The sequence below is a fragment of the Pueribacillus sp. YX66 genome (genome assembly GCF_041725775.1).
In the GTDB taxonomy this organism is placed as follows: Bacteria; Bacillota; Bacilli; order Bacillales; family UBA6769; genus Pueribacillus.
In genome coordinates this window covers 172654-196959 of sequence record NZ_JBEUEL010000002.1, presented here as the reverse complement: position 1 = coordinate 196959, position 24306 = coordinate 172654, and the positions used below count along the sequence as shown (strand labels likewise).

The following is a 24306-nucleotide window of genomic DNA, read 5'->3' as shown; positions in this document are numbered from 1 at the left end:
AATAAGCTCCGAGTAACCCCGAAGCATATACATCATTGAGTCAGCTATTAGATGCAGGGGTCGCGAACTTCTAATAAAAACGGATAAGTGGATGTTTAAAATTAAAAATAAAACAAACAAGGGCCCTTAGCTCAGTTGGTTAGAACAACGAGCATAACATCCTCCGGATCATGAACGAGTTGTCCCGACACATCCAGCTTCGAAGCTGTGCGAGTAGAGGAAGGGACAGGAGGTTCGCTAGGATATTCACTCAATATTTGAATAGAAAATTAAAGAATAGGGCTCGATAGCTCAGTCGGTAGAGCAGAGGACTGAAAATCCTCGTGTCGGCGGTTCGATTCCGTCTCGAGCCACCATTTTAACAAGTTTCAATCATACGAAGCTTGTTTTTATTTATTTTCCGGCTTCCTAAGGGTAATCAATTGAATCATAATGATAATTTTGGTAATGTTAACATTGATAGTAATTACATATTATTAGGAGGAGATTTCTATGGCAAAATATGAATTACCTGCACTTCCATATGCGGCTAATGCACTTGAACCACATATTGATGAGGAAACGATGAACATCCACCATGGAAAGCATCATAACACATACGTTACAAACTTAAATAATGCGCTTGATGGTCATGCTGACCTAGCAAACAAAAGTGTTGAGGAGTTAATTTCTGACCTTAATGCCGTTCCAGAAAACATCCGGACTGCAGTCAGAAATAATGGCGGAGGACATGCTAACCATTCATTGTTCTGGCAAATCCTATCTCCAAACGGTGGTGGAAATCCGTCTGGAAATTTAGCAGAAGCCATTGACAAAAAGTTCGGCAGTTTTGATAAGTTTAAGGAAGAATTTGCAGCTGCTGGTGCTGGTCGTTTTGGCTCGGGTTGGGCTTGGCTCGTTGTAAATAATGGTGAACTCGAAATTATGAGTACTCCGAACCAAGATTCACCTATTATGGAAGGGAAAACACCAATTCTTGGTTTAGATGTTTGGGAGCATGCATACTATTTAAAATATCAAAATAGACGTCCTGATTATATTAAAGCATTTTGGAATGTTGTAAATTGGGATGAAGTTGCAAAACGTTATAATGAAGCAAAATAATCTTAAAAGTCAGCCACGCTAAGGCTGGCTTTTACTTTTATAGAAAAATCTCTCTCTTTAAGTGTAGGTGCATAACCTCATTTGATTAACACACAATAAGCTTACGCGGGAAAAGGAGAGAGATATCCATATGCGTATTTTAGAAAAGGTGTTAGGTTCAATTGAAGTGACAAGGAGCTTAAAGCTACTTATTTTTATTGGAGGTTTATATTCGCTAAGTATTGCTTTATCCAATACATTTGTTAATGTATTTTTGTGGAAACAAACCGGTGAAATTATCGATATTGCCCTTTATAATTTAGCGATTGTTATTTCACAGCCGCTAGCTTTTATTGTAGCGGGAAAGCTTGCAAAAAAAATTGATCGTATTGTTGTATTGCGAATTGGAGTTATCTTATTATCATTTTTTTATTTAACCGTTCTATTCTTCGGAAATAACGCGAACAGTTACATTATAGTATTAGGGATTTTGCTCGGTACAGGATATGGTTTTTATTGGTTGGCGTATAACGTTTTAACATTTGAAATCACGGAGCCGGAAACACGTGATTTTTTTAACGGATTTCTTGGGATTATGACCTCTTTTTCTGGAATTATTGGTCCGATCTTCGCGGGGTTTGTTATTTCCTCTATGGAAAAATTTACTGGATATAAAATTATTTTTTTATTTTCATTAGCTTTATTTGTAGGGGCCGTCGTATTAAGTTTTTTCTTAAAACGGAGAAGCGCCAAAGGGTTTTTTGCTTTTCAATTGGTGTTTCAAGAACAAAAAGTAAACAAAAACTGGAGGAACGTTTTAATAGCACATTTTTTTCAAGGTTTACGTGAAGGAGTTTTTACTTTTATCATTGTTATTTGGGTATACATAACGACAAAAAGTGAAATGGCAATTGGAACGTTTTCATTTCTCATGTCGTTTACGCAGTTGATAGCCTATTATGTTGTCGCTCGATTTATAAGCGAGAAATACCGTAAAAAAGCAATTTTAGCAGGTGGCGTGATTTTATACTTATCTATTTTAATTATTGTCTTTAACGTCACATATCCCGCGTTGCTTGTTTATGCTGTAATTATATCAGTGGCGTATCCACTTTTACTCGTTCCATACCAATCCATTACGTATGATGTAATTGGTACAGCGAGAAAAGCTGCTGAACACCGAGTCGAATATATCGTGTTTCGGGAACTTTATGTGAATTTAGGACGAATACTTTCGATTGTTACGTTTGTTTTATGCGTTCATTTTTTTAAAGAGCAAAGCATTCGATATGTCATGCTTATACTTGGATCAGGACATTTTATTCTTTATTTTTTTATTAAAAATGTCTCGCTTAAGAAACGGGTTAATGAAGCGATGTTATAATGAAAAAAACGCGAAACCAGAATGTCTGGTTTCGCGATTATTTCGTAACAATTTTAGCAATTTCTTCAACAGTCATTTCACTATTTAGTTTGTAAGACTCAGCTTTAATTGCTGACTCTAATTTGTTCTTCTTAATGTAATTTGTAAAATCAGATTTCTTCTTTATAAGTTTTGATTCATGAAGTTTGCTTGCGACATCATCGGTACTCATGCCTGGTGAAATTTCAAAATTTACTTTGACTACTTCTTCCTCTTCTTTCGGTTCTTCTTTTTTATCTTCTTTCTTTTTATCTTCTTTCTTTTTATCTTCTTTCGTTTGTTCTTTTTCTACATTTAAGTTTTTAAATTCTTCTTCTGTCAAAATGACTAAATCGTGCTCAAGTGCATAGTTTTCGATATCAGACTCTGTAATCGTGTCATTTTGACTCGCATCCGTTCGATCTGATTGAAAATAATAAACGTAACTTAATATAAATGTAGCAATGATGAGTCCTGCAGCAAACCCTCTTAATCCGTTTTTCGTCATTTTTTATCCTTTCTTACTTTCCATCTTGTTTGATTGGCTGTCTGGTAACATGAGTTCTTCTTCCATTACAGTCACTTTATTTTTTAGCTTTAAAATTTCTTGCATTAAGCTAATCGAAAAGTTTTCAAGTTGCTTTTCCACATCTTTTACTGGATCTTTTTTCAAGAAAGAATAAATCAAAATAAGAACCGAAGCGATTAAAAGCAAAATAATTGTTAGTTCCAATGCAAATCCCCCACTCTAAAAAAATTGTCATCGTATGTAATTGATTGTACATATGATTAGAAGCGTATCGAATTAGATCGAATCGACATTATACATTAGTTTAAACGACAATATAAAAAAAAGGAAGAGAAAATCGATTCTTGAATAGATAAAGTCAATTTGTTATAATAATTTAGTACTGAATAAATCGTTATTGAGTTTATATGTAATGAGAATGGAGGTTATATAGATGCGCGTACAAGTAACGCTTGAATGCACAGAATCAGGGGATCGTAATTATATTACAACGAAAAATAAGCAAACAAATCCGGAAAGGCTTGAACTTATGAAATATAGCCCACGGTTAAAAAAACATACGTTACACCGTGAAACGAAGTAAGCAGTAGGTAAAAACACCTACTGCTTTTTTCGACTTTTTAAAGGAGTGGTTTCATGACGAAGGAAGAATGGCGTATAGTCATGAAAGAAAAGCTTCAAAACATTACATTCGACATATTTATACAAAATTGTAAAGTCATTTATGATAAACTTTTTAATGAAAGGGCTTGGCATGAAGCAAATACGATTGGAATAACGATTTCAATTAATCGGGAAGTCGAGACGCGCCCTATTATTGAACGTGCATGGGAAATGGGCAAGCGTGTTGCGATCCCGAAAAGCATTCCTCATTCTCACGAACTCGTTTTTTACGAGATCCATTCTTTTTCACAAACTGAAGAAGGATATACTGGAATAATGGAGCCTGACCCCCAGCAAACCTTTCAGTTGCATCATGATGAAATTGACTTATTGTTCGTTCCCGGTCTTGTTTTCGCCAAAGACGGGTTTCGCATTGGATATGGAGGCGGTTATTACGATCGGTATTTACAGCAATTTCGTCATGAAACGATTAGTTTAGCTTTCGAGTGTCAACTCGTAGATCGTATACCTCGACATCCGTTTGATATACCAGTGAATCGTATTATTACTGAAAGCAATGTCATCGAAGTTATGAAAAGGGAGAAAGGTACAAATGGATAAAATGTTCGAACGGTATTCACGTCAAATGTTGTTTGCCCCGATTGGGCAAGACGGACAAGCACGCTTACAAAAAAGTAAGGTACTGATCGTCGGTATGGGTGCGCTCGGAACGGCCGTCGCAAATCACTTAGTACGGGCAGGCGTTGGCGTTGTAAAATTTGCCGATCGCGATTTCGTTGAACTTTCTAATTTGCAACGGCAAATGCTGTTTGATGAAGATGATGTAAGGAAAATTTTACCGAAAGCGATTGCTGCGGAAAGAAAATTAAAAAAAATAAATCGTGACATTGAAATTGAAGGTTTAGTCATAGATGTGACTGTAGAGAATATTAATAGATTGTTAGATGGGATCGACCTCGTTATCGACGGAACTGATAATTTTGCGACTCGGTTTTTACTGAATGATGCTGCTTTTAAAAAAGAAATTCCTTTTATTTACGGTGGTGTTGTCGGCTCTCGAGGAATGAGCGCATTGTTTATTCCGAACAAAACAGCGTGCTTGCGTTGTTTCATTGAGCACGAGGCTAGTAGTGAAACGTGTGATACAGTTGGGGTCATCTCACCTATTGTCGACATGATCGCTTCGTATGAAGCGACAGAGGCATTGAAATATTTAATTGGAGCCCCCCAGCTTAGAAATACGTTAATTACGATTGACCTATGGCAAAATCGTACGTTTGAATTAAAAGTTAATCATGCAAAGAGAAATTGTCCGACTTGTCAAAAGGGTGAATATCCAGCGCTAAAAGGAAATCATGATGACGTTGTAACGACGTTATGTGGGCGTGATTCGATCCAAATTAAAGGTAAACAAAATGTATCACTTGAAGATTGGGCGAGTCGATTGGAACGAATAGGGAAAGTAAAGAAAACGCCATTTTTACTTCAAGTCACTCTTCCTGAAGGCGAGAGACTTGTGCTTTTTCCTGACGGACGCGCTCTAGTCCAAGGAACAAACGACGTTGTCCGAGCTAAGACGCTTTATGCTAGGTATATCGGTTTGTAATAAGCAAATTACTATACATGCAAATGAATTTGACGTATACTAAGTGTTTGGTAAAAGGATGAACGATGGAAACAATATACGATATTCGACAATTATTAAAACGATTTGGAATCTTCATTTATACTGGAAATCGGATCGCTGATTTAGAGTTACTGGAAATTGAGATTCGCGAATTACATCAACTGAATTTAATTGACGATCAACAGTTTACGTTAGCGATTCTAACTTTACGAAAAGAAATAAAGGAAGAAACAGAAAAATTAAACTGAGTCTTTATAACTAACTTTCGTAATTTATGAAACAAAATAGAAGCTTGTTTCGTCCGTATACGTAGTGCTTGTCAAGCAAGCGAGATTTTTTCAACTGGTATTCATTGTAATAATGACAATAAATTCGATTGTCAAAAAGAGTAAATACGATTATGATAAAGTTTATGACGAAGAAAAAGCTGAAATTAGTTTGAAAATGAATAAGGAGTGCTAAGTTACGATGAAGAAAACATTAGCAAACTATTCAATGTTTCTCACCGCAACGGTTTTATTATGGATAAAAACGTATTTTGTAAGTAAATTTTATTTTAATATTCCACTTGAAAATAAAATGCAACAATTTATTTTATTAATTAGTCCGATCAGTACTGTACTTTTATTTTTTGGGTTTACTCTCTTTTTCTCAGGTAAAGCAAGAAATCGAATGATCCTATTCATTAGTTTCATAGGTTCAATTATTCTCTATGCCAATATCGTATTTTACCGTTTTTTTAATGACTTTATTACAATTCCAGTCCTTTTTCAAACGAGCAACATGGGGGATTTAGGAAGTAGCATTTTTGAACTCATTAATGTAACTGACATCGTGTTTTTCATTGACGTCATTATTTTGGTCGTTTTAATGAAGTTTATCTCAGCTAAACCAGGTCATGTTACTAAAAAGCAAGTTGCTTCTGTATTTGCAGCTGCGCTTGCGTTGTTTGCTGTTAATCTCGGTCTAGCTGAAACAGAGCGACCTCAATTGTTGACGAGAACGTTTGATAGAGAAATGTTAATAAAAAATATTGGGGTATACAATTACCATATTTACGATATTTTTATGCAATCAAGAGCACAAGCACAGCGGGCATTAGCTGATAGTAGTGAGATTGTTGATATTGAAAACTATGTAAAAGCAAATCGGGTAAAACCGAATGAGAACTTTACGGGAATTGCGAAAGATAAAAATGTATTCGTTATTGTTTTAGAATCAACTCAAGATTTTGTCATCAATAACACAGTTGATGGAGAGGTTATTACACCTTTTCTAAATGAACTCATAACAGAAAGTTATTATTTTCCAAACTTCTATCACCAAACAGGTCAAGGGAAAACATCAGATTCCGAATTTTTATTAGAAAATTCATTGTACCCATTGCCTAGCGGTGCCGTATTCTTTACACATTCGCAAAATGAATATGATGGTATGCCGAAAAAGCTTAAAGAAGAAGGATACTACACATCGGTTTTCCATGCGAATAATAAAAGTTTTTGGAACCGTGACGTAATGTATGATACGTTAGGCTATGATCGCTTTTACGATGTTAATAGTTTTAATGTGACAGAAGAAAACTCAATTGGTTGGGGATTAAAGGACGATGATTTTTTCCAGCAATCCATTAAATATGTAAAAAATTTACCGCAACCTTTTTATACAAAGTATATTACGTTAACGAACCATTTTCCGTTTACATTAGACGAAGAAGACCAATTGATTCCGCCATGGGATTCAAATAGTGGGACATTAAATCGTTACTTCACTACCGTTCGCTATATGGATGAAGCGGTTAAAAACTTCTTTGAACGAATTAAAGAAGAAGGTTTGTATGAAGATTCGATTTTTATTTTGTACGGTGACCATTATGGAATATCTGAAAACCATAATAAAGCAATGAGTCAATTTTTGGAAAAAGAAGTGACGCCGTTTGAAAGTGCGCAATTACAAAAAGTACCTTTTATTATTCATATACCGGGACATGAAGGTAAAGTGATTGACACCGTGGGCGGTCAAATTGACATGAAACCAACGATTTTGAATTTGCTTGGTATTGATGCGCGGGATCAAATTTACTTTGGTAATGACTTATTCTCTGAAGAACGATCTGATTTTGCTGTTTTCCGAGATGGTAGTTTTATTACTAAAGACTACGTATATACGAAAAATATTTGCTATGATAAAGCGACTGGTTTAGAAACAGAAATGGAGCATTGTGAACCTTATAAAGAAAAATCAGAAACCCACTTAGATTTATCTGATCGTATTATTTATGGGGATTTACTTCGCTTTTTCAATAAAGAAGAGCAATTGCTCTTAAAGAATAGTCAAAAATAAGTGAACCCTTTTCATAGGGTTCTTTTTTTTTACTAAAAATCCTCTTCTATACACATTGTGATATATCATTTTTTAAAATCATAGTGTAGTAAAGAAAGTGAGGGGATGTCGATTGAAAATTATCGTTCAAAAAGGTGATACATTATGGCATTATAGTCAATTGTTTGAAGTTCCATTAGTATTAATCATTGACTCAAACCGCCAGTTAAACGCGGAGAATCTACAAATTGGAAGTACAGTGAAGATTCCAGGTTATATTCAGGAAACTTATACGATTCAAAGCGGGGATACGTTTTCATCAATTGCTTACCAACGAAATGTTTCGCTTCAGCAGCTACTCTTTCTTAATCGTGAATTTCATCCAACAAATTTAAAAATCGGAACGTCGATCAAAATACCAATTCGAGTAACGTGGAGGCTTGTTTTAGACTTACAATCATATGATTACGAGAAGATGATGAGCGATCTTAGAAAACTAATAACGGTATATCCGTTTTTACAACGAAATTCAATTGGTGAATCTGTAATGAACAAGCCGATTCCCCAAGTGATTATAGGAAGTGGAATGAAGAAAGTTCATGTAAATGGATCCTTTCATGCAAATGAATGGCTCACGACTCCTTTAATTATGCTTTTTCTTAATGATTATTTACTTGCGCTTACAAATCAATCAAATCTTCGCGGTATAAATATGTTTTCCTTATATACAAATACTCAAATGTCGCTTGTTCCAATGGTGAATCCCGATGGTGTGAATCTCGTTTTAAACGGTGCACCACAAGAGGAACCGTATCGCTCGACCGTTTTAGAACTAAATGAGGGAAGCAGTAACTTTTCTACATGGAAGGCTAACATACGTGGCGTAGATTTAAATAATCAGTTTCCGGCAAGATGGGAAATTGAAAAAGAAAGAAAACCACGGCAACCAGCACCGCGTGATTATCCTGGAGACAATCCTTTAACTGAGCCGGAAGCAATCGCAATGGCAACTTTAACAAGAAATTCGAATTTCAGTCGTGTATTAGCTTTTCACTCTCAAGGGGAAGAAATTTATTGGGGGTTTGAAGGGTTGGAGCCGCCAGAATCAGAAGTTATCGTGAATGAGTTCTCGAGAGTGAGTGGATATGCCCCCATACGTTATGTTGATAGCTACGCAGGCTATAAAGATTGGTTTATTCAAGATTTTCGACGCCCTGGTTTTACGATCGAAGTAGGTAAAGGGGCGAATCCTTTACCAATGTCACAATTTGGTGAAATTTATAATAAAAATTCAGGCATATTATTAGCTAGTTTGTACATGTAGACGTTGTGTTTTAAATCATTTTTTGCAATAATAAACATAAGTCAGTTACAAATTTAATAAAGAGAAAGGCTAGGGGTGCGTGAAGCTGAGAAAAAGGAGTGTTTTCCTTTTACCCTCATTACCTGATCTGGATTATGCCAGCGGAGGGAAGTCGATTATGTGTGATACCATAATCTAGTCTCGTTTGATTATGGTTTTTTATTTTTATAGGGAAGAGAGTTCTTTTTAATTGATGAATATTTTAATTCTATCTGCCATAGCAAAAAATCTCGCCGTTTGGCGAGTTTTCTTTACAACTGTTCAATGCTTGAAAGGGGTGAGCATTTGCTAGATTTTCGACTATATGTCATTACAGGTGAAGAATTTCATCCGAACCGCTCTATGATTGATGTTATGAAAGAATCACTTGAAGGTGGGGCTGATTTTATTCAATTACGCGATAAAAAAAGTTCAAAAAGGCAAATTTTAGAAAAGGCAAGAGCGTTGCGGGAGTTAACGAAACAATATAACGTTCCGTTTATCGTCAATGATCATATTGATATTGCGATCGCCGTAGATGCTGATGGAGTCCATTTAGGACAAGACGATTTGCCTTTACAAGAAGCTCGCCGAATTATTGGAAATAAAATTATCGGCATTTCTACCCATTCAATTGATCAAGCCCGTTCTGCAGAAAAAGGTGGAGCAGATTATATCGGGGTCGGTCCGATTTTCCCAACAAAAACGAAAGAAGATGTCGTTGACCCAGTTACACTCACTTACTTACGCGAAGTTGTCGAAGAAATTAGCATTCCTTTTGTTCCAATTGGAGGAATTAAGCTTCATAACGTAGATGAAGTTCTCGACGCAGGGGGACGAAATGTCTGTGTTGTGAGTGAAGTTGTCGGTAGTTCAGATGTGAAAAAAACGTGTGAAGCGTTTATTAAAAAAATCAAGGCGAGGGAGAATCGATGAAGTTAAAGGTAAATGGAGAAGAACAACAGTTTTCCGAATTAAAAAACGTAACCGATCTCGTGTCGCATTTTAAACTTGAGAATAAGTTGGTTGTCGTTGAAATTGATGGAGAGGTTATCGATCGAAATGAATGGCAGCATACCCGGTTACAAGAAGGAATGTCAATCGAACTTGTACATTTCGTAGGAGGGGGGTAAAAATATGGATACACCATTAAAAATTGACGGAGTCGAACTTCAATCAAGATTATTTTTAGGAACAGGGCGGTTTGCTAACTCTAATGTTCAAAATGATGCGATTGCTGCCTCTGGAACCGAAGTGTTAACGTTTGCAATTCGAAGAGTAAATTTAAATGAGCCGAGTGAAGATGCAATTTTGCAGCATTTGGATTTAGATAATTTCTACTTCCTACCAAACACATCTGGCGCAAAAACGGCTGATGAAGCAGTACGTATTGCTAGACTTGTGAGGGCATCGGGGTTAAGCAATTGGATTAAGGTAGAAATTTGTGCGAATGAAAAGACGCTTCTTCCTGATCCAGTCGAAACGTTAAAAGCGACGGAACAGTTAGTCAAAGAAGGGTTTGTTGCTCTGCCGTACACTTCGGATGATCCGATTTTGTGTAAGCATCTTGAAGAAGTTGGTGCGTCTGCTGTCATGCCTGGAGCTTCACCAATCGGGACAGGATTAGGATTGTTAAATCCGTACAATTTATCACTCATTGTTGAAGAATCGAAAGTTCCTATCATTGTTGATGCGGGAATTGGATCTGCGAAAGATGTTGTCGAGGCGATGGAACTTGGCGTTGACGGCATTTTATTAAATACAGCTGTTGCTGAAGCAAAAGATCCTGTTAAGATGGCAAAGGCGATGAAGTTAGCGGTTGAAGCGGGTCGATACTCATATCACGCTGGCAGAATTGAAAAAAGCCGATATGCCAAAGCATCAAGCGTTACAACGGGATATGTATCAAAGTAAAAGGAGACCTGTCACGCAAGCAATGCTCGTTATTCGCTCAAAAACAAAATTTTCAATGTTGTGACGTGAGAAGATTTGTACAAATGTGAATTGAAGTATATAATAATGCAAATCGTTTGTTTAAAATTGGAAGGAGGAATTAAAAATGCCTGTTTTTAAAGCATTGACGATTGCAGGTTCGGATAGTGGCGGGGGGGCTGGTATTCAAGCTGATTTAAAAACTTTTCAAGAATTAGACGTATATGGTATGAGTGCAATTACTGCAGTTACGGCTCAAAATACACTCGGTGTTCATGGCGTGTATCCACAGATTGTAGAATCCGTTGTGAAACAAATCGAAGCGGTGGCAGTAGACTTAAAACCGGATGCTGTGAAGACGGGGATGCTTTTTTCAAAAGATATTATTGAAGCCGTCGCAGATCAGATAGAAGAACATCAGTTAGAAAATTTAGTGGTTGATCCGGTGATGGTTGCTAAAGGTGGAGATCAGCTTCTTCAAGATGATGCTATTGAAGCCCTTTGTGAAAAACTTCTCCCGAAAGCAACTGTCATTACACCAAACCTGCCTGAAGCTGCGAGGTTAACAAAGGTTGAAAGCATCGAAAATATTTCCGATATGAAAAAGGCGGCAAAACGTATTCATGAACTTGGAGTGAAGCATGTTTTAATAAAAGGCGGACACTTAAGCAGTGAGCAAAAAGCTATTGATTTACTTTACGATGGATTCACGTATTATTCTGTCTCATCTGATCGCATCGATACGAAACATACACATGGAACAGGATGTACGTATTCCGCTGCGATTGCAGCTGAGCTTGCAAAAGGGAATGGCTTGCACAAAGCGGTAAATAAAGCAAAGCATTACATCACTTGCGCGATCCGATATAGCTTAGCGATTGGAAGCGGGGTTGGACCAACGAACCACCGTGGCCATCGTTATGAACAATAAACAAAAAGCTAAATCAACAACTTGATTTAGCCTTTTCGTTTTTTTCTCATCTGATAAGAGATGAGAAAGGGGATTATTCCAAACCAACGAAATGTAAATGGTTCTTTTCGTTCTTTTTTGATTTGTTTATTAACTTTTCTCTCTTCTTTTGAAGAGAGAACGTATTTAAGCATACTTTCGGTTACATACTTAAAATAATCATCGCTCGACATATGATCACCTTAGCTACTAGTTTGTTCAATTTGTTCCGTTTTTAGTCACTATTGTGATAATCTTTTGAACGGTTTCATCAATCGTGAGCGAGCTCGTATCAATTGTATAGTCCGCTTCTTTATATAGGGGTAATCGTGCTTGTAAGAGAGAGTTTATTTCTTTCATTTTATTTCCAGCGAGTAGCGGTCTTGAATCGTCTTCTCTTAATCTTTCAAAAACTACATCTGGTCTACAATAAAGAAATAAGACCGTTCCATTCTTTTTCATAAATTTGCGATTTTCTTTTTTCAGAATGATGCCTCCACCGGTTGTAATAATCGCATTTTTCGTAGGCAAGGATTGTAATGCTCTCGATTCAGCTTCACGAAAATATACTTCACCTTCCACTTTGAAAATTTCCTCGATTGAGCGTTTCTCTTGTTCAACAATGAACTCATCACTATCATAAACGGGAAGTCCTGTTTTTTCACTTAATACTTTTCCAACTGTTGTTTTTCCTGCACCCATAAATCCAGTAATATAAATGGCGTTCACTTCTGTCACTCCGTCCACTTTATCATTGTTTTCGTTTTTAATTCGTACGTTACTATTACTTTTCGTTCACCAGCTAATTCAGTTGTCGATTTGAACTCGACCGTTACTGTCCTTTCGTCTAAACGCATGACGCGATATGTGACAATTCCAAGTTCAAATACAAACTGTCCATTATCTTCTATTGTATCGGATTTCTTTAGTTGTGACAGCCATTCATTGGAAGCGGATTGAAGAAGCAGTCCGTGTTGAAAATAATTTTTTCGTTCCTTAAAGAAAAGTCGATCACTTTCAAGCAAATCAATTTGGTGGATAACAAGCGCGGAAAAAATTAAGGATAAAATAATCACAAGGGGTAAAATAAAGCCTCGTTCACGTTTCAGCATTGCCATCACCCATCAGTGCAAATTTCCGTTCATATTGTTCGCCACGTTTTCCCTCAATTCGGATTGAAACGATAGTGTCATTTACTTCATAATGGACAGTTTGAATATGTTGGAGCATCACTTCGTGCCCTTTTAAATTGACGCGACGCCGAATGAGATCATTGTACTGTTCATAACTTGCTCGATCCCCATTGTCTAAAACAACGATCAAATGATGATTATTAATAAACATATTTTTTGCACCGTGAATTTCACGGCTGATTTGCATAAAAAATAGTTCAACTTCTTTCACTTGTAATTTATCTGGATGTGATTGCTTGAAATAAGCCAAAATTAACGGAACAATCATGATGACAACTGACAATAAAAATAGTGAAACAATCGTTTCGTATAAAGTGAAGCCGCGATTTCCTCTAGTCATAGCGTATAACTCCACATTCTTCATATGCTCTTCCGTTCCGACCGTCCCATTGGACACAAATTTTTAATTGTACTTCGTTCAATTCCGAATATAACGAAAATACTGTTCCATTTTTCTCAATGGTTTTTTCATATATGTTTTTAAGATTTTTAGCGAGCGCTTCTTCAAAATTATTTTGAAGAATTTCATACGCTGCTAGTTGATCGGCTACCGTCTGTCTTTCATTTAATACGATGAAAAGAACAGGGGCAGTGCTAGCAACGGTTATCGTGACAATAACGAGTGAAAACATCACTTCTATAAACGTAAATCCTTTATAATTTTGTAACATCGAATCGCCCCTTACCGAGCTGGAACGTCAATTTGTATTTTCCGTTGTTCGTATCAACAAAGATCGTTCCAGGATTTCGAATATTACCATTTAAATTGAACTCTATCGTTGTGTTCATTGATCCTTTTTCAACTGTAAAATGTTCAGGGTAGTTTCGCTGCACGATTACTTTATTGTCCATTCTTACTTGGTAAAGAGAAGATGATGTTCGAAAATCAAGCAAAACTGGTTTTCCTCTTGACAAAGCCGTTACTTGAGTAAAATATAAATCATCTTCTAACTGTTCAAAAAAATGTTCGACTTCATGTGCTTCTGATATCGGAGTGAATGAGGGGATGGCAATCAAAATCACGATTCCAAGTATTGTGATGACGATGATGAGTTCAAATAATGTGTAACCTTTTTCGTTAGCCATTGCTCGGTTTAGTCCTTGTTTGAATCACTTTGCCATCATCATTTAAACCTAAGTAAGTGCCATCTGGGCATTTAATACCTTCGTTGACGTCATAGTCTTCAATATAATCTCTAAGTTGACTGATACTTGTAGGTTTTTGACCGTTATGTTCAGATATATAGACACCGACTTGGCCTTGTACCATTTTTATCGTCGCTTCACAGCTTTTGTCGTTAGCGACATTAGAGTTTTTCGTAATGTTTGGTACGATGATTAGGAGCAAAACAGAAATGATGGCTAAGACAATCATCATCTCGATCAGTGTGAAGCCCTGATCGTTCGTTACATATCTTTTCATAATAAACTGTCCTTTCATATAAAATTTTGAAATTTGAATTTTCTGAGTATAAAAACCATGGGGTTGTTAGGGAAAGAAAGATAGTTGAAGTTGATCATGTGAAAAAAGCGAGGGTAAGTTATTCAGGCGATTTGAGAGTAGATTAAAGTGGGTCAACATAAGCATTTTAAAAAATTAACAAATTTTCAACAAACCACCTACCTTTTCTATATTATTTCACTTAAATCATTCTACAGAAAAGAACAAATTCCTTCAAAAGTAAAGAACAATTTTTTTCAGTTATTGACAAGTGATGGATAACAGGTTAAATAATCTGTGATGATTTTCATTTTATATTTAACGAAAAGACTCTTAGACATAAAAATACTCCCTTTTAGTCTAGGTGATTTAACCCGTTTACTAGAAGGGAGTCTACTTACACTTGTGTCTTTTAAATTGTTATTCGTTTATGCTGTTTTATTTCTGCGTTTTAAGAACAAGACACCACCAGTCGCTGCAAGAAGAGCACCGATTAGAATGAGAGTCGGCAGACTCGTTGCGGTTTTTGGTAGCTTTCCACCTTGGGCAGATTTACCTTTGGGATCTGTATCACTGCCTGTTGACGTTTTTGTTTTGCTTTTTTCGCTACCATCATTGTTTGAACCACTACCGCCACTTGAGCCATCAGAATCTTTCGGTCCTTTTGGACCTTGTGGACCAGCAGGGCCTTGTAAGTTCGCTATTTTCTTCCATCCGTCAGCCGTTTTTTCGTACACGTCACCTGTATTCGTATCGAGATACAAGTCACCGACATTACCGGCATCCGCAGATGGTGCGCCTGAACCAGTGAGGATCGCAGAACCTTGTTTGCCATCGTCACCTTTCAGATTGCTTACTTTTGTCCATGTGTTCGGACCACGCTTGTACACGTCACCAGTTGTAATGTCGAGATACGAATCTCCATTCGTTCCGAGACTATCATTCGGAGGTCCTTCCCCTGTGTACCATGAACCGAAAGGTTCAACAACGTTTACAGTGCGTTCGACTGTCGATACATTACCGACACTATCGCTCACCATATACGTAACCGTATATGTGCCGATTGTGTTTGTATCAACGTCACCAGAGATTTCAATATCATCAGAAACATCGCCGTCGAAGTTATCTTGAGCAGTTGCACCAGGTTCCTCATATGAATCCCCTTGCTTAACAATCATTGGGTTATCACCGTTTAACGTGATGGCAGGTGCTTCATTATCGATTGGAACGGTGGCAACTGTAGTATCTGTATCTTCTAGAACCTCACACCAGAAACTCATTGGGATAACAGGATCGTCTGGTCCCCCTAATGGAAATAATAAATTCATATGAATTTCACCAAATGTTAGCTTCACTTTTCCTTCTTCCCCCGCTGTAAATAATCCTACATTGACTCCATTTTTATCCGTAATATGTGTTTGAGGATTAATTGTATTAGGGGGAACTGTCAATGTAAAGTTCGAGCTAAATGTGCGAATTGAATGATCAGTATTCTTCGAAATTATGTTGAAATTTGGATTTTCGAAATCAACAGAAAGGGGGATGTCATATCCAGTTGTATCCATTGGAAAAGTTACTATAACCGTGGTATCTGTTAATTGAAATTCTTCCCCCGGTGCAACCACATCAGGCACGTTTGTTTTAATTGTTACAGGTCTTGGCTGTAAAAAAGGATCAGCGCCTGGCACTTGGGTTCCACAATTGAGGTCAAAAGTTTTTTCCACCTCATGACTTCTAACCGCTGCATTTGCTTGATTCGTGCTAAATACATAAATAAAGACCAACGACAAATAGAACATCGCAGTTATTGCCTTATTCATAAGAGTTTTAATCTTAAAATACCTCCTTTAATTTTTGATTTGGTCAACTTTTTATCTTAAGCTACCTAATATTAATCTAGTAGACCTTAATTACCAAGATAAATGTTATTCTTTTGTTTGAAAATCCTATAAACTTAGGTTTCTTAAAATACTCAACCTAATTTTGTCGGTTTTTTCATAAAATAATGAATTTATACGAGACTCCTATAAACATGATTTTAGTTTTTATTGCGTAAAGTTCTAGGTCTTTCTTAATAACTGTAATGAGAAATGATTCTTACAAATATTACCCAACATTCGCAGCTCAAATTAGGCAGGTAAGCTTTAATGTAATTGGTAAACCTGCAATCCATTGTTGGAGTTGACTTTAATTAGCTTTTTGAATTTCTTATTGTTTTTTTCAAAAGCATCATCAAAAAAGTACGATGAGTTGCTGAAGATCCACAGCCCAATCAAGTTCTTTATGGACTTTCTCCACCTCGCTTGGGTCTTTCTGAAAGACCATCGAAGAAGCGTTATTTCAATATATCGAAGGTTGGTACAACCGCAAAAGAATCCACGGTAGCATTGGTTATAAAACACCACAAGAAGTGGAAGATTTATATACTTGTGCTGTGTGATAATTTTGAACATACATTCACTGCACGGCTTTACATGGAGAGACAGGCATGATAGCCTTTTTTGGCAAGCCAGCAATGTTTTATGATGACTAGTTCCATGGCTTGGAAATCTTGCCCGCAGTGGCTCCATGTCAAGCCCCAGCAGTTTGATATAAATATTTTGAAAGAACAATCTAAAAATTTAACTTTTTTGTGTCCAAAATATTGACGTAGGTACAGCCTTCGAGTAAGTTGGGTACAGAGTATCGCCCGTCTTTAACGAGCTGTGCAATCACCTTCGCATCTTTTGTGTCATTCTTTGTTGGCGAGTTATCATCAAGTTCTTTGCTTTTCTTAACATGCATCGGATTGACGAGTACAAAGTCATAACTCCGCACCTTGAGATAATGGGCATGATTAAGCCAGAACTGTCCTGTTGGCTCTACACCAAAAATGACATGGTCTTTCTAGTGTTCTTTCATGTGGGATTGAACCCATTCCAACAATCGCTCAAAGCCGTTGATTCGGTTGTCAAAGACCAATCGTTTACCAAATTCGATTCCTCGATCATCTTGTGCACGTGCGACGTGTTTGTCTTTGGCGATATCAATGCCAATAATTAAGGTTGATGGTGTGATTTGCGTGATTTTTTGATTTTGCGTATAATTCATTTTGATTCCTCCTTGGTTTTCTAATTTCGGAGTCGATGCATCGACATCCTGTACTATACCAAGGAGGCTATTTTTTGTTAAACCTCAAATTTCTTCATTACAGGAATGCTTTCTATAAAGTTTGTATGAACTGAAGCATTGGTAGCATGACAGCTAAAAACATAAGTAGTACGATAAGCCCTACAATTGTAAAGATAACTGGTTGAATGACATTTAGCGTTTTGATAATAAATTCTTCAATTTTGTTAAATAAAATTTCAGCATAAATTGTCAATTCATCAGCTAAGTGCCCATTGATCTGTCCGTGTTTAATAATCGCACTTAGTTCACTTTGGTATAAACTGCGATCTAACAAAATATCTTCTAGCGATTCACCACTTAAGAGGCGAAATTTAATTTCAATGGCCTCCTGTTGAAAAAATGGGGAGTAAGTTTGACGTTCAAAAATATGGATCGCTTCATTAATGGAAACTCCCGCATGTAGGAGTGAACTCAAATTTAAACTAAACCGCTGTGTGACAAGAAGTTTTGTTAAGGTTCGGACGAATGGTAAGTGAAGCAATGTCATAAGTTTTTTTCGTGGAGATTTGTTACGTAGGTTTATGAAGTAGAATGATATGGATACTAATAAAATGAATGCACCCGCTAACATAACATAAGGAAACGATTTAACTACTGTAATAATGATTTGAGATGCTTTTGGAAGCCCGCTACCAACTGAGTTATACAATTTAGAAAATTGAGGAAGTAAATAACGAAAAAGCATATAAACCATGAAACTCGTTAACCAGATTAAAAAGATTGGATATTGTAAAATTTTTTGCAGCCTGTCTTTAAACATTTCGCGCTTTTTAAGCAATTGCCCGCTATGAATTAATCCTTCTGACAAGTCGTAATGCTCGAAAAAGTATAGGCTTGCAACAATGTCGTTTGGAAATTCGAATCGGTCTAAAATGTCATGCAATTTGTCGCCATTTTTCAATTGTTTAAGAATTAAAGCAACATATTCTTGAATTTCTTTTCGCTCATTGATTGCATAAAGTTCCAAACTATTTGATAAGGAATATCCGCGTTGCATAAAATGACCGATACGAATTAAAAAATCTCCCATGGCTTTCTTTTTCCATTTTTTTGTTTTCATCGTATATCAATCCACTTTTCTTTCTCATTTTTCAGTAAAAATCCGTATTCAATGGCTTTGGCAAGTTCATTTTGTAAGGTAGAAGTAAATGTAGGTGGTTGTTTGTTGTGTTGGATGGCAAGTATTGTATCGGTTAAATTTTGTTCTGATAGCATTTCGATTAGTGCAAGCCGTTTTAACTTATGATGTTTATGATTGCAGTAATGACCACAACGTTCACAAACGGGAGTGATCAGTTTTTGGGTTGCGATCGCGATAAGTGTTTGTTGAATATCAGACAACGGGATGCCAAAGTTAAGTAAACGGTATATTGCACCGAGCGTATTTTTAGCGTGCATTGTTGTTACGATTAGATGTCCACTTAACGCTGCTTTTACTGCAATTTTAGCTGTCTCTTCATCACGAACTTCTCCGACTAAAATGATGTCCGGATCTTGTCGTAAACTCGCCTTAACTCCTTCAGAAAAAGTAATTCCTGCTTTTTCGTTTACTTCCATTTGAGTAAAAGTGTCATTTTGGATTTCGATTGGATCTTCGATCGTTAGGATTCTTCGTTTATATGTTGTAGCAGCAACTTGAAGTAATGAGTAGATCGTTGTAGATTTCCCTGCGCCCGTTGGACCTGTAAGTAAAATGAGCCCATGGGGTTCCTGTATATAGGATAGTAATGGCTTTGCTGACTCTGGAAAAAGGAACAGGTCTTGATAAGAGATGTTGTGCTTTTGAGGAAGTAAACGTAGTACGAGGCTTTCGTTATAAGGTGTTGGTACTGTAGAAAGGCGAATGTTTATCGGTTCGTTAAAAATGGAAAGTGTAAGAGCGCCGTTTTGTGGTTTGCGCTTTTCGCCTATATCCATATTTGCCTGGAATTTAAAATGTGATAACATACGGTTGTACAAAAACTCGCTCAGTTGTTCATAATGCTGAATTTCACCTCGGATGCGAAATTGAATATGAACAGATTTTCTTTTCGGTTGAAAGTGGATGTCGGAAGCTTCTTCGTTAGCTGCATCTTCGATTACGCTGAGACAACGTTTTTCGATATTTGTCAAATCATCACCATCCTTTTTAATTTTGTACATAAATTATTCGTCATCTTTCGTTAAAATCCTTTTTTCTACTGAGAATTTTTGTATTTTTTTTGGAATTTTGCTCATAATAAAAACTGTCGTTGGGCTATAGCCAAGCGGTAAGGCAACGGACTTTGACTCCGTGATGCGTTGGTTCGAATCCAGCTAGCCCAGCCAATCTCCTTAAATTTGACACAAGTTTGCCATATTTTTTTGTATGGGCATTTACAATTAGAAGTTGACTCATATATAATGGAATTTAAAGATAGGTAGTGAAGGAGGGAACGTAAGTGGCTCGTATGTTTCGTGTTTTAGGATTTTGGACTGCGATGATTGCAATTATGGCTTTTCTAGGCGATTTAGATAACATGGCCATGCTATTTCTAGCACAAACGATTGTATTTATAGCACTTGGATATTTAAATTTATCGGAACGGGTATATATGTATCTCTTCGGTGCATACTTAACACTTTTTATGGCAGGATTTACATACTGGACAGTTTTTGTTATGGCTTAATTTATATGATTTAAAAAATATGAAAGACGAAGTCGTTCATCAACTTCGTCTTTTTTCTATTTTTTATGTCGATAAAGTGGGAACCGACAAGGCTCTATGTCTGTTTTCGTTTGATTAGAAGCCAGACAGAAAAGGATTAGCGTTCATTTCGTTTTCTATTGATGTTTCGGGCCCATGCCCAGAGCAAACGATCGTATGTTCAGGAAGTGTAAGTAATTTGTCATGAATGCTATTCATGAGTTGTTCATAATTTCCAAAGGGCAAATCCGTACGTCCGATACTCCCTTGGAAAAGGGTATCACCTGAAAAAACGACATTTCCATTTTCGAAGTAAAACGAAATACTACCTGGAGAGTGTCCAGGTGTTTCGAATACTTTTGCAGTAAAGTGCCCGATCGTTAAAATTTGCTCACCGGTAATCATGTGTTCGGCTTTTCTAGCTGTAATGTGCCCGAGCGGGAACCGTGCTGAACCGTTTTTATTTGGATCATCAAGCCAATCTTGTTCTTTTTCATGAATGTATACAGGAATTGCAAATTCATCACGAACGTCGTCAACCGCACCAATATGATCAAAGTGGGCATGAGTAAGTAAGATGGCGAGTGGCTTTACATTAAAGTTTTGTACGATTTGAATGATCCGTTGACCTTCACTGCCTGGATCAACGATTAATGCTTGCTTTTCATCATTCCAAATGATATATGCATTTTCCTGTAAAGGTCCGACTGGAACTTGCTTCCAATTCAATATAAGTCCCTCCTTAATGAATGTAACGAAGTAAGTCAAAAACCATTTTACACTATATACGAACTTAATTCAGATTTTAAAAATAGATTTGTTACGTATTTATTAAAATTATAACGAAATGGATAGATGAAATTGATGAGATCTCGACAAATGAAGTAAAAACAGGTAGAATATGTTTCGGATACACCTATTTAGTTTCTGCATGTATAAGTTGATTTAAGGGAATAATAGGGAAAACACTTGAAAGGAGAACAGTCATGGCTCTTGCAATTATTTTTATGCTTATAGCATTGTTAGGTCTCGTTGCAATTTTTCGGGAATTACGCAAAAAAAATATGCTGGGCTTAGTGTTTGCACTTTTAGCGGTCGTAGTTTTTGGCTGGTTTAGCGTAATGACATTTATTGATGTGTTTCAAGGAGGCGGAGCACCTTCACCACTTTAAAAGGTGTTTAAAAAGTCCGGTTTCAACGCTACTCAATATAAAACGTAGTTTAACGTTACATCGTTTTACTGGTAATGTAAAGACCACTGAGATTTTTTGTTCTCATGTGGTCTTTTTATTTACGATAAATTTCGATTGTTATGCAAATAGAGAATGCCTCCGTTGATTACTTCAATATTAACGTACGGTTCATATTGAGTTTGAAGCGCTTTTTTTTCATTGTAATAGGCTTCGGTTTTCTCTTTATTTTCGTAAAAGCGTTCAAGTAAATTCAAGTCATTCGCCCATCTTTTTTTTGCTTCTTCTGCCCATTCATGGTCGTCATTTTCAATTTGTGCATAGATTTGATTTTTGATTCGGTTTATGCCGCTTTTCGGTTTAATTAATGGAGTAAGCGGAAATGAGAAATCTGGAAGTTTCGGTGTTAATCGGAGATGCTCTAGCTGTTCGATAACATTCGTACACACTTGGCCGGTTATAAGTTGTAAACCGAACGATTGTAGGTGATTTTTTTTACGGTCGGAGATGTATGAGATTTTTACGTTTAACATGAGCCACGGGACGAGAGGCATATAAGCGGTTTCAGATCCTTGCACATGTTCATAGAGCCTAATGTAAGCAGCTGTTTTTTTTGCAGCTTGAAAAATTTGGTGCAAGCGAGGGGAACCTACGTGAATAAACTCCCCGTTTTCATTTTCTATTTTTTTCGTAAGAAATGTTAACGTCATCGGTTCAGCAACTCTGCCTGTTTTCTCAATATAATGCCAATAAAAAGGGCGATTCATTAGCAATTTATCAAGTTCAACCGTTAGCTTTACTGCGAGTAGTCCATCTTCATTTCTTGTAATTTCACAACCATTCGCTTTAAAGTATCGTTCTAAATAATGATGGATGTCATGTTGCTGCATCTTGTTGTTTCTCCTCCACGAGCTGGCGTTGAAAATTGATTAACTCCGATAAATTATCCATTTTAATTTTTATTTCGCCTTCGCTCTCCGAATGTAAAAAGATTTCGTTTACGTAGCTTTCAATATTTTTTAAATCGAGCTTTGCTAGAATGTCGTCAAGCTGACCAATCGTGTTTTCAAACAGCTGTATTTTGTCATATAGTAAATCGAGAATGTGTTCTTCAATCGTATTTTCAATTGTAAAATTGTAAATGTGGACGTCTTTTTCTTGGCCGATACGGTGAATGCGTCCGATTCGCTGTTCAATTCTCATCGGATTCCAAGGTAAATCGTAGTTGATGACGTGTTGACAAAATTGAAGGTTAATTCCTTCTCCACCAGCTTCTGTTGCAATTAACACTTGAGCGTGATTTTTAAAGAGCTGAGTCATCCAATCTTTTTTACTTCGCTTAAAGCCGCCTCTAAACGGGACTGAGCTAATCCCATGCTGTTGTAAGTACCATTGTAAATATAGTTGAGTCGCTCGGTATTCTGTAAAAACAATTACTTTACTATTAATTTCTTTTACAAGCTCTATCAGTTTTTTCGCTTTTGCATGGTCACGTATGTTTTGAACGTCTTCGATAAGTTCAAAAGCAAATTGTTTTGCAACGTCATTCATTGCCTCTTTTTCCGCCATCTTTTTTAACGTGACGAATAAAGCTTCGCGGCTTGAACAAATTTCTCGTTGAAGTGTTAATGTTGATAGTTGATGTTCAGATAATAATTCATTTTGCTTTGCTGACGTAATTTTGTTATAAATGTTTTTTTCGACTTCGCTAAATGTAATCGTTATATTTTTAACATGTCGTGTTGGCCAATCTAATCCCGTTTCTTCTCGGCGATTTCGGATCATCACATTTTGAATGAGCATTTTTAATTTTTTTTCATCTTCTTGTGTTCGTTTTTTTGGATTAAACTCTTGATGAAATTCATCAAGATTTCCTAAATAACCTGGCTTAAGCAAAGAAACTAAATTGAATACTTCTTCAAGTTTATTTTGAATCGGTGTGGCAGTTAGCAATAAACAAAATCGTTTTTTTAATTGTTGTACAAAGTCATAGTTTTTTGTTTTGCGATTTTTTAATTTGTGTGCTTCATCGACAATAATAAAATCCCAATCTTGTGAGAAAATGATGTCGCGGTGTGGACTTCTTTTTGCTGTGTCTATAGATGAAACAATAACATCGTACTGTTCCCACATGTATGCTTTTTTTTGTGGAATAGCTGGGATGTAAAATTTATCATTTAATTCGAACACCCATTGTAGAACGAGAGAAGCGGGGACGAGGATAAGTACTTTTTTGACGAGACCACGAATCATATACTCTTTTAGAATAAGTCCAGCTTCAATTGTTTTTCCAAGTCCAACTTCATCTGCTAGGATTGCTTTTCCGTTCATTTGTTCGACAACTTGTTTTGCAGTATTTAATTGATGTGGCAATATCGATAGGTTTGGTAAATGTTTCGGAGCTTGTAATCCATCAAAAGATGGAATTGCTAGCTCTTCCTCAGCATCTAGTGCTAGCTTTGCAATTTCCCAATTATCCCAAGGGCCTTCATTAGAAAATCGTTTTAAAAAATTCTGTTCCCATTCATTATCAAAATGAATCGTAATCATGAAAACAACTCCTACATGAAAACTATGACCATTTTTATCGTGTCCAAAAAAAAAGATTTTAACAAAAGCTAGTGTCATCGATATGCACACAGATTTTCTAAAAAGGGGTTCTTTTTAGAAAATTTGTGAACGTAACTACACCGTACAGGATGTATTAGTGTAAATCTGTAAGGTGGGAAGAGTAATCACATTTCCAGACGTTGCGACAGGACTCAAACAATGCTACGTCGAGTATGCTGTATTGAGAGTAAACCCGGTACATTACATCCTCGATTCATCATTCCCGCT

The 24306-nt window shown here is 36.6% G+C and carries 29 protein-coding genes, 2 tRNA genes, 2 pseudogenes and 1 riboswitch; of the genes and pseudogenes, 17 read left to right on the top strand and 16 right to left on the bottom strand.

Annotated features, from left to right (window positions below; genetic code table 11):
* Positions 1-280 precede the first annotated feature (280 nt).
* The 3 genes from ABU914_RS02075 to ABU914_RS02065 all read left to right on the top strand — a co-directional run bounded on the left by ABU914_RS02075 (position 281) and on the right by ABU914_RS02065 (position 2467).
* Positions 281-356 (top strand) — tRNA-Phe (locus ABU914_RS02075).
* A gap of 136 nt (positions 357-492) precedes the next feature.
* Positions 493-1104, top strand: a complete 612-nt coding sequence (sodA, locus tag ABU914_RS02070; protein ID WP_379668095.1) for a superoxide dismutase SodA — start codon at positions 493-495, stop codon at positions 1102-1104.
* Positions 1105-1234: 130 nt separating this feature from the next.
* A complete protein-coding gene (locus ABU914_RS02065; protein WP_379668094.1) occupies positions 1235-2467 on the top strand; it encodes an MFS transporter in 1233 nt (410 codons plus the stop codon).
* Between the two features lie 37 nt (positions 2468-2504).
* Here the strand turns inward: ABU914_RS02065 and ABU914_RS02060 are convergent, their stop codons facing one another.
* The gene (locus tag ABU914_RS02060; RefSeq protein WP_379668093.1) at positions 2505-2993 is read right to left on the bottom strand and encodes an endolytic transglycosylase MltG; all 489 of its coding nucleotides are present in this window, start codon (positions 2991-2993) and stop codon (positions 2505-2507) included.
* Positions 2994-2996: 3 nt separating this feature from the next.
* Positions 2997-3218 (bottom strand): hypothetical protein, encoded by a 222-nt coding sequence (locus ABU914_RS02055; RefSeq protein WP_379668092.1) that lies wholly within the window; start codon positions 3216-3218, stop codon positions 2997-2999.
* Positions 3219-3447: 229 nt separating this feature from the next.
* Between ABU914_RS02055 and rpmG the strand changes: the two genes are divergently transcribed.
* The 10 genes from rpmG to thiD all read left to right on the top strand — a co-directional run bounded on the left by rpmG (position 3448) and on the right by thiD (position 11789).
* A complete protein-coding gene (gene rpmG / locus ABU914_RS02050) occupies positions 3448-3597 on the top strand; it encodes a 50S ribosomal protein L33 (protein ID WP_379668091.1) in 150 nt (49 codons plus the stop codon).
* A 53-nt stretch (positions 3598-3650) separates the two neighbouring features.
* The gene (locus ABU914_RS02045; RefSeq protein ID WP_379668090.1) at positions 3651-4238 is read left to right on the top strand and encodes a 5-formyltetrahydrofolate cyclo-ligase; all 588 of its coding nucleotides are present in this window, start codon (positions 3651-3653) and stop codon (positions 4236-4238) included.
* Positions 4231-5244: a ThiF family adenylyltransferase gene (locus ABU914_RS02040; protein ID WP_379668089.1), complete on the top strand. Its 1014-nt coding sequence runs from the start codon at positions 4231-4233 to the stop codon at positions 5242-5244. The genes ABU914_RS02045 and ABU914_RS02040 overlap by 8 nt, the downstream gene beginning before the upstream one ends.
* 65 nt (positions 5245-5309) lie before the next feature.
* Positions 5310-5513, top strand: a complete 204-nt coding sequence (locus ABU914_RS02035) for a YqgQ family protein (protein ID WP_379668088.1) — start codon at positions 5310-5312, stop codon at positions 5511-5513.
* A 220-nt stretch (positions 5514-5733) separates the two neighbouring features.
* Positions 5734-7605: an LTA synthase family protein gene (locus ABU914_RS02030; protein WP_379668087.1), complete on the top strand. Its 1872-nt coding sequence runs from the start codon at positions 5734-5736 to the stop codon at positions 7603-7605.
* Between the two features lie 112 nt (positions 7606-7717).
* On the top strand, positions 7718-8908 hold the full coding sequence (locus tag ABU914_RS02025; protein ID WP_379668086.1) for a M14 family metallopeptidase: 1191 nt from the start codon (positions 7718-7720) through the stop codon (positions 8906-8908).
* Between the two features lie 61 nt (positions 8909-8969).
* Positions 8970-9074: riboswitch (TPP riboswitch) on the top strand.
* A gap of 158 nt (positions 9075-9232) precedes the next feature.
* Positions 9233-9862 carry a thiamine phosphate synthase gene (thiE, locus tag ABU914_RS02020; protein ID WP_379668085.1) on the top strand — a complete coding sequence of 210 codons (630 nt, stop codon included), beginning with the start codon at positions 9233-9235 and terminating at the stop codon, positions 9860-9862.
* Complete coding sequence (thiS, locus tag ABU914_RS02015; RefSeq protein ID WP_379668084.1) at positions 9859-10059, top strand: sulfur carrier protein ThiS; 201 nt, start codon at positions 9859-9861, stop codon at positions 10057-10059. The genes thiE and thiS overlap by 4 nt, the downstream gene beginning before the upstream one ends.
* Before the next feature lie 4 nt (positions 10060-10063).
* Entirely contained in the window at positions 10064-10840 is a 777-nt protein-coding gene (locus ABU914_RS02010) for a thiazole synthase (protein ID WP_379668083.1), read from the top strand.
* 145 nt (positions 10841-10985) lie between these two features.
* Positions 10986-11789 (top strand): bifunctional hydroxymethylpyrimidine kinase/phosphomethylpyrimidine kinase, encoded by an 804-nt coding sequence (gene thiD / locus ABU914_RS02005; RefSeq protein WP_379668082.1) that lies wholly within the window; start codon positions 10986-10988, stop codon positions 11787-11789.
* A 26-nt stretch (positions 11790-11815) separates the two neighbouring features.
* Here the strand turns inward: thiD and ABU914_RS02000 are convergent, their stop codons facing one another.
* The 8 genes from ABU914_RS02000 to ABU914_RS01965 form a co-directional block, all read right to left on the bottom strand.
* Positions 11816-12001, bottom strand: a complete 186-nt coding sequence (locus tag ABU914_RS02000) for a YqzE family protein (protein ID WP_379668081.1) — start codon at positions 11999-12001, stop codon at positions 11816-11818.
* 25 nt (positions 12002-12026) lie between these two features.
* On the bottom strand, positions 12027-12536 hold the full coding sequence (locus ABU914_RS01995; protein WP_379668080.1) for a shikimate kinase: 510 nt from the start codon (positions 12534-12536) through the stop codon (positions 12027-12029).
* 5 nt (positions 12537-12541) lie between these two features.
* Positions 12542-12919 (bottom strand): competence type IV pilus minor pilin ComGG, encoded by a 378-nt coding sequence (comGG, locus tag ABU914_RS01990; protein WP_379668079.1) that lies wholly within the window; start codon positions 12917-12919, stop codon positions 12542-12544.
* A complete protein-coding gene (gene comGF / locus ABU914_RS01985; protein WP_379668078.1) occupies positions 12906-13340 on the bottom strand; it encodes a competence type IV pilus minor pilin ComGF in 435 nt (144 codons plus the stop codon). Before comGF ends, comGG begins: the two co-directional genes overlap by 14 nt.
* Positions 13333-13671, bottom strand: coding sequence for a prepilin-type N-terminal cleavage/methylation domain-containing protein (locus ABU914_RS01980; RefSeq protein ID WP_379668077.1), 339 nt, complete (start codon positions 13669-13671; stop codon positions 13333-13335). Before ABU914_RS01980 ends, comGF begins: the two co-directional genes overlap by 8 nt.
* On the bottom strand, positions 13655-14086 hold the full coding sequence (gene comGD, locus ABU914_RS01975) for a competence type IV pilus minor pilin ComGD (RefSeq protein WP_379668076.1): 432 nt from the start codon (positions 14084-14086) through the stop codon (positions 13655-13657). Before comGD ends, ABU914_RS01980 begins: the two co-directional genes overlap by 17 nt.
* Positions 14079-14423, bottom strand: a complete 345-nt coding sequence (gene comGC / locus ABU914_RS01970) for a competence type IV pilus major pilin ComGC (RefSeq protein WP_379668075.1) — start codon at positions 14421-14423, stop codon at positions 14079-14081. The genes comGD and comGC overlap by 8 nt, the downstream gene beginning before the upstream one ends.
* 446 nt (positions 14424-14869) lie before the next feature.
* On the bottom strand, positions 14870-16261 hold the full coding sequence (locus ABU914_RS01965) for an immunoglobulin-like domain-containing protein (RefSeq protein ID WP_379668074.1): 1392 nt from the start codon (positions 16259-16261) through the stop codon (positions 14870-14872).
* 512 nt (positions 16262-16773) lie between these two features.
* Here ABU914_RS01965 and ABU914_RS01960 point away from each other — a divergent pair.
* Positions 16774-16881, top strand: a pseudogene (locus ABU914_RS01960) (hypothetical protein); the annotation flags it as partial.
* Between the two features lie 182 nt (positions 16882-17063).
* On the opposite strand, the pseudogene ABU914_RS01955 reads toward ABU914_RS01960, so the two are convergent.
* The 3 genes and pseudogenes from ABU914_RS01955 to comGA all read right to left on the bottom strand — a co-directional run.
* A pseudogene (locus ABU914_RS01955) lies at positions 17064-17531 on the bottom strand (IS110 family transposase); the annotation flags it as partial.
* A 112-nt stretch (positions 17532-17643) separates the two neighbouring features.
* A complete protein-coding gene (gene comGB, locus ABU914_RS01950) occupies positions 17644-18672 on the bottom strand; it encodes a competence type IV pilus assembly protein ComGB (protein WP_379668073.1) in 1029 nt (342 codons plus the stop codon).
* Positions 18669-19724 (bottom strand): competence type IV pilus ATPase ComGA, encoded by a 1056-nt coding sequence (comGA, locus tag ABU914_RS01945; protein WP_379668072.1) that lies wholly within the window; start codon positions 19722-19724, stop codon positions 18669-18671. Before comGA ends, comGB begins: the two co-directional genes overlap by 4 nt.
* A 120-nt stretch (positions 19725-19844) precedes the next feature.
* Between comGA and ABU914_RS01940 the strand changes: the two genes are divergently transcribed.
* Together ABU914_RS01940 and ABU914_RS01935 are read left to right on the top strand one after the other, a co-directional pair.
* A tRNA-Gln gene (locus ABU914_RS01940) sits at positions 19845-19919 on the top strand.
* Positions 19920-20041: 122 nt separating this feature from the next.
* A complete protein-coding gene (locus ABU914_RS01935; RefSeq protein ID WP_379668102.1) occupies positions 20042-20260 on the top strand; it encodes a DUF2626 family protein in 219 nt (72 codons plus the stop codon).
* A gap of 114 nt (positions 20261-20374) precedes the next feature.
* On the opposite strand, the gene ABU914_RS01930 is transcribed toward ABU914_RS01935, so the two are convergent.
* Entirely contained in the window at positions 20375-21007 is a 633-nt protein-coding gene (locus ABU914_RS01930; protein WP_379668071.1) for an MBL fold metallo-hydrolase, read from the bottom strand.
* 257 nt (positions 21008-21264) lie between these two features.
* On the opposite strand from ABU914_RS01930, the gene ABU914_RS01925 reads away from it, so the two are divergent.
* Positions 21265-21450: a DUF2759 domain-containing protein gene (locus tag ABU914_RS01925; RefSeq protein ID WP_379668070.1), complete on the top strand. Its 186-nt coding sequence runs from the start codon at positions 21265-21267 to the stop codon at positions 21448-21450.
* A gap of 119 nt (positions 21451-21569) precedes the next feature.
* On the opposite strand, the gene ABU914_RS01920 is transcribed toward ABU914_RS01925, so the two are convergent.
* Positions 21570-22358, bottom strand: a complete 789-nt coding sequence (locus ABU914_RS01920) for a YqhG family protein (protein WP_379668069.1) — start codon at positions 22356-22358, stop codon at positions 21570-21572.
* A complete protein-coding gene (locus tag ABU914_RS01915) occupies positions 22345-24018 on the bottom strand; it encodes a DEAD/DEAH box helicase (protein ID WP_379668068.1) in 1674 nt (557 codons plus the stop codon). Before ABU914_RS01915 ends, ABU914_RS01920 begins: the two co-directional genes overlap by 14 nt.
* Positions 24019-24306 lie beyond the last annotated feature (288 nt).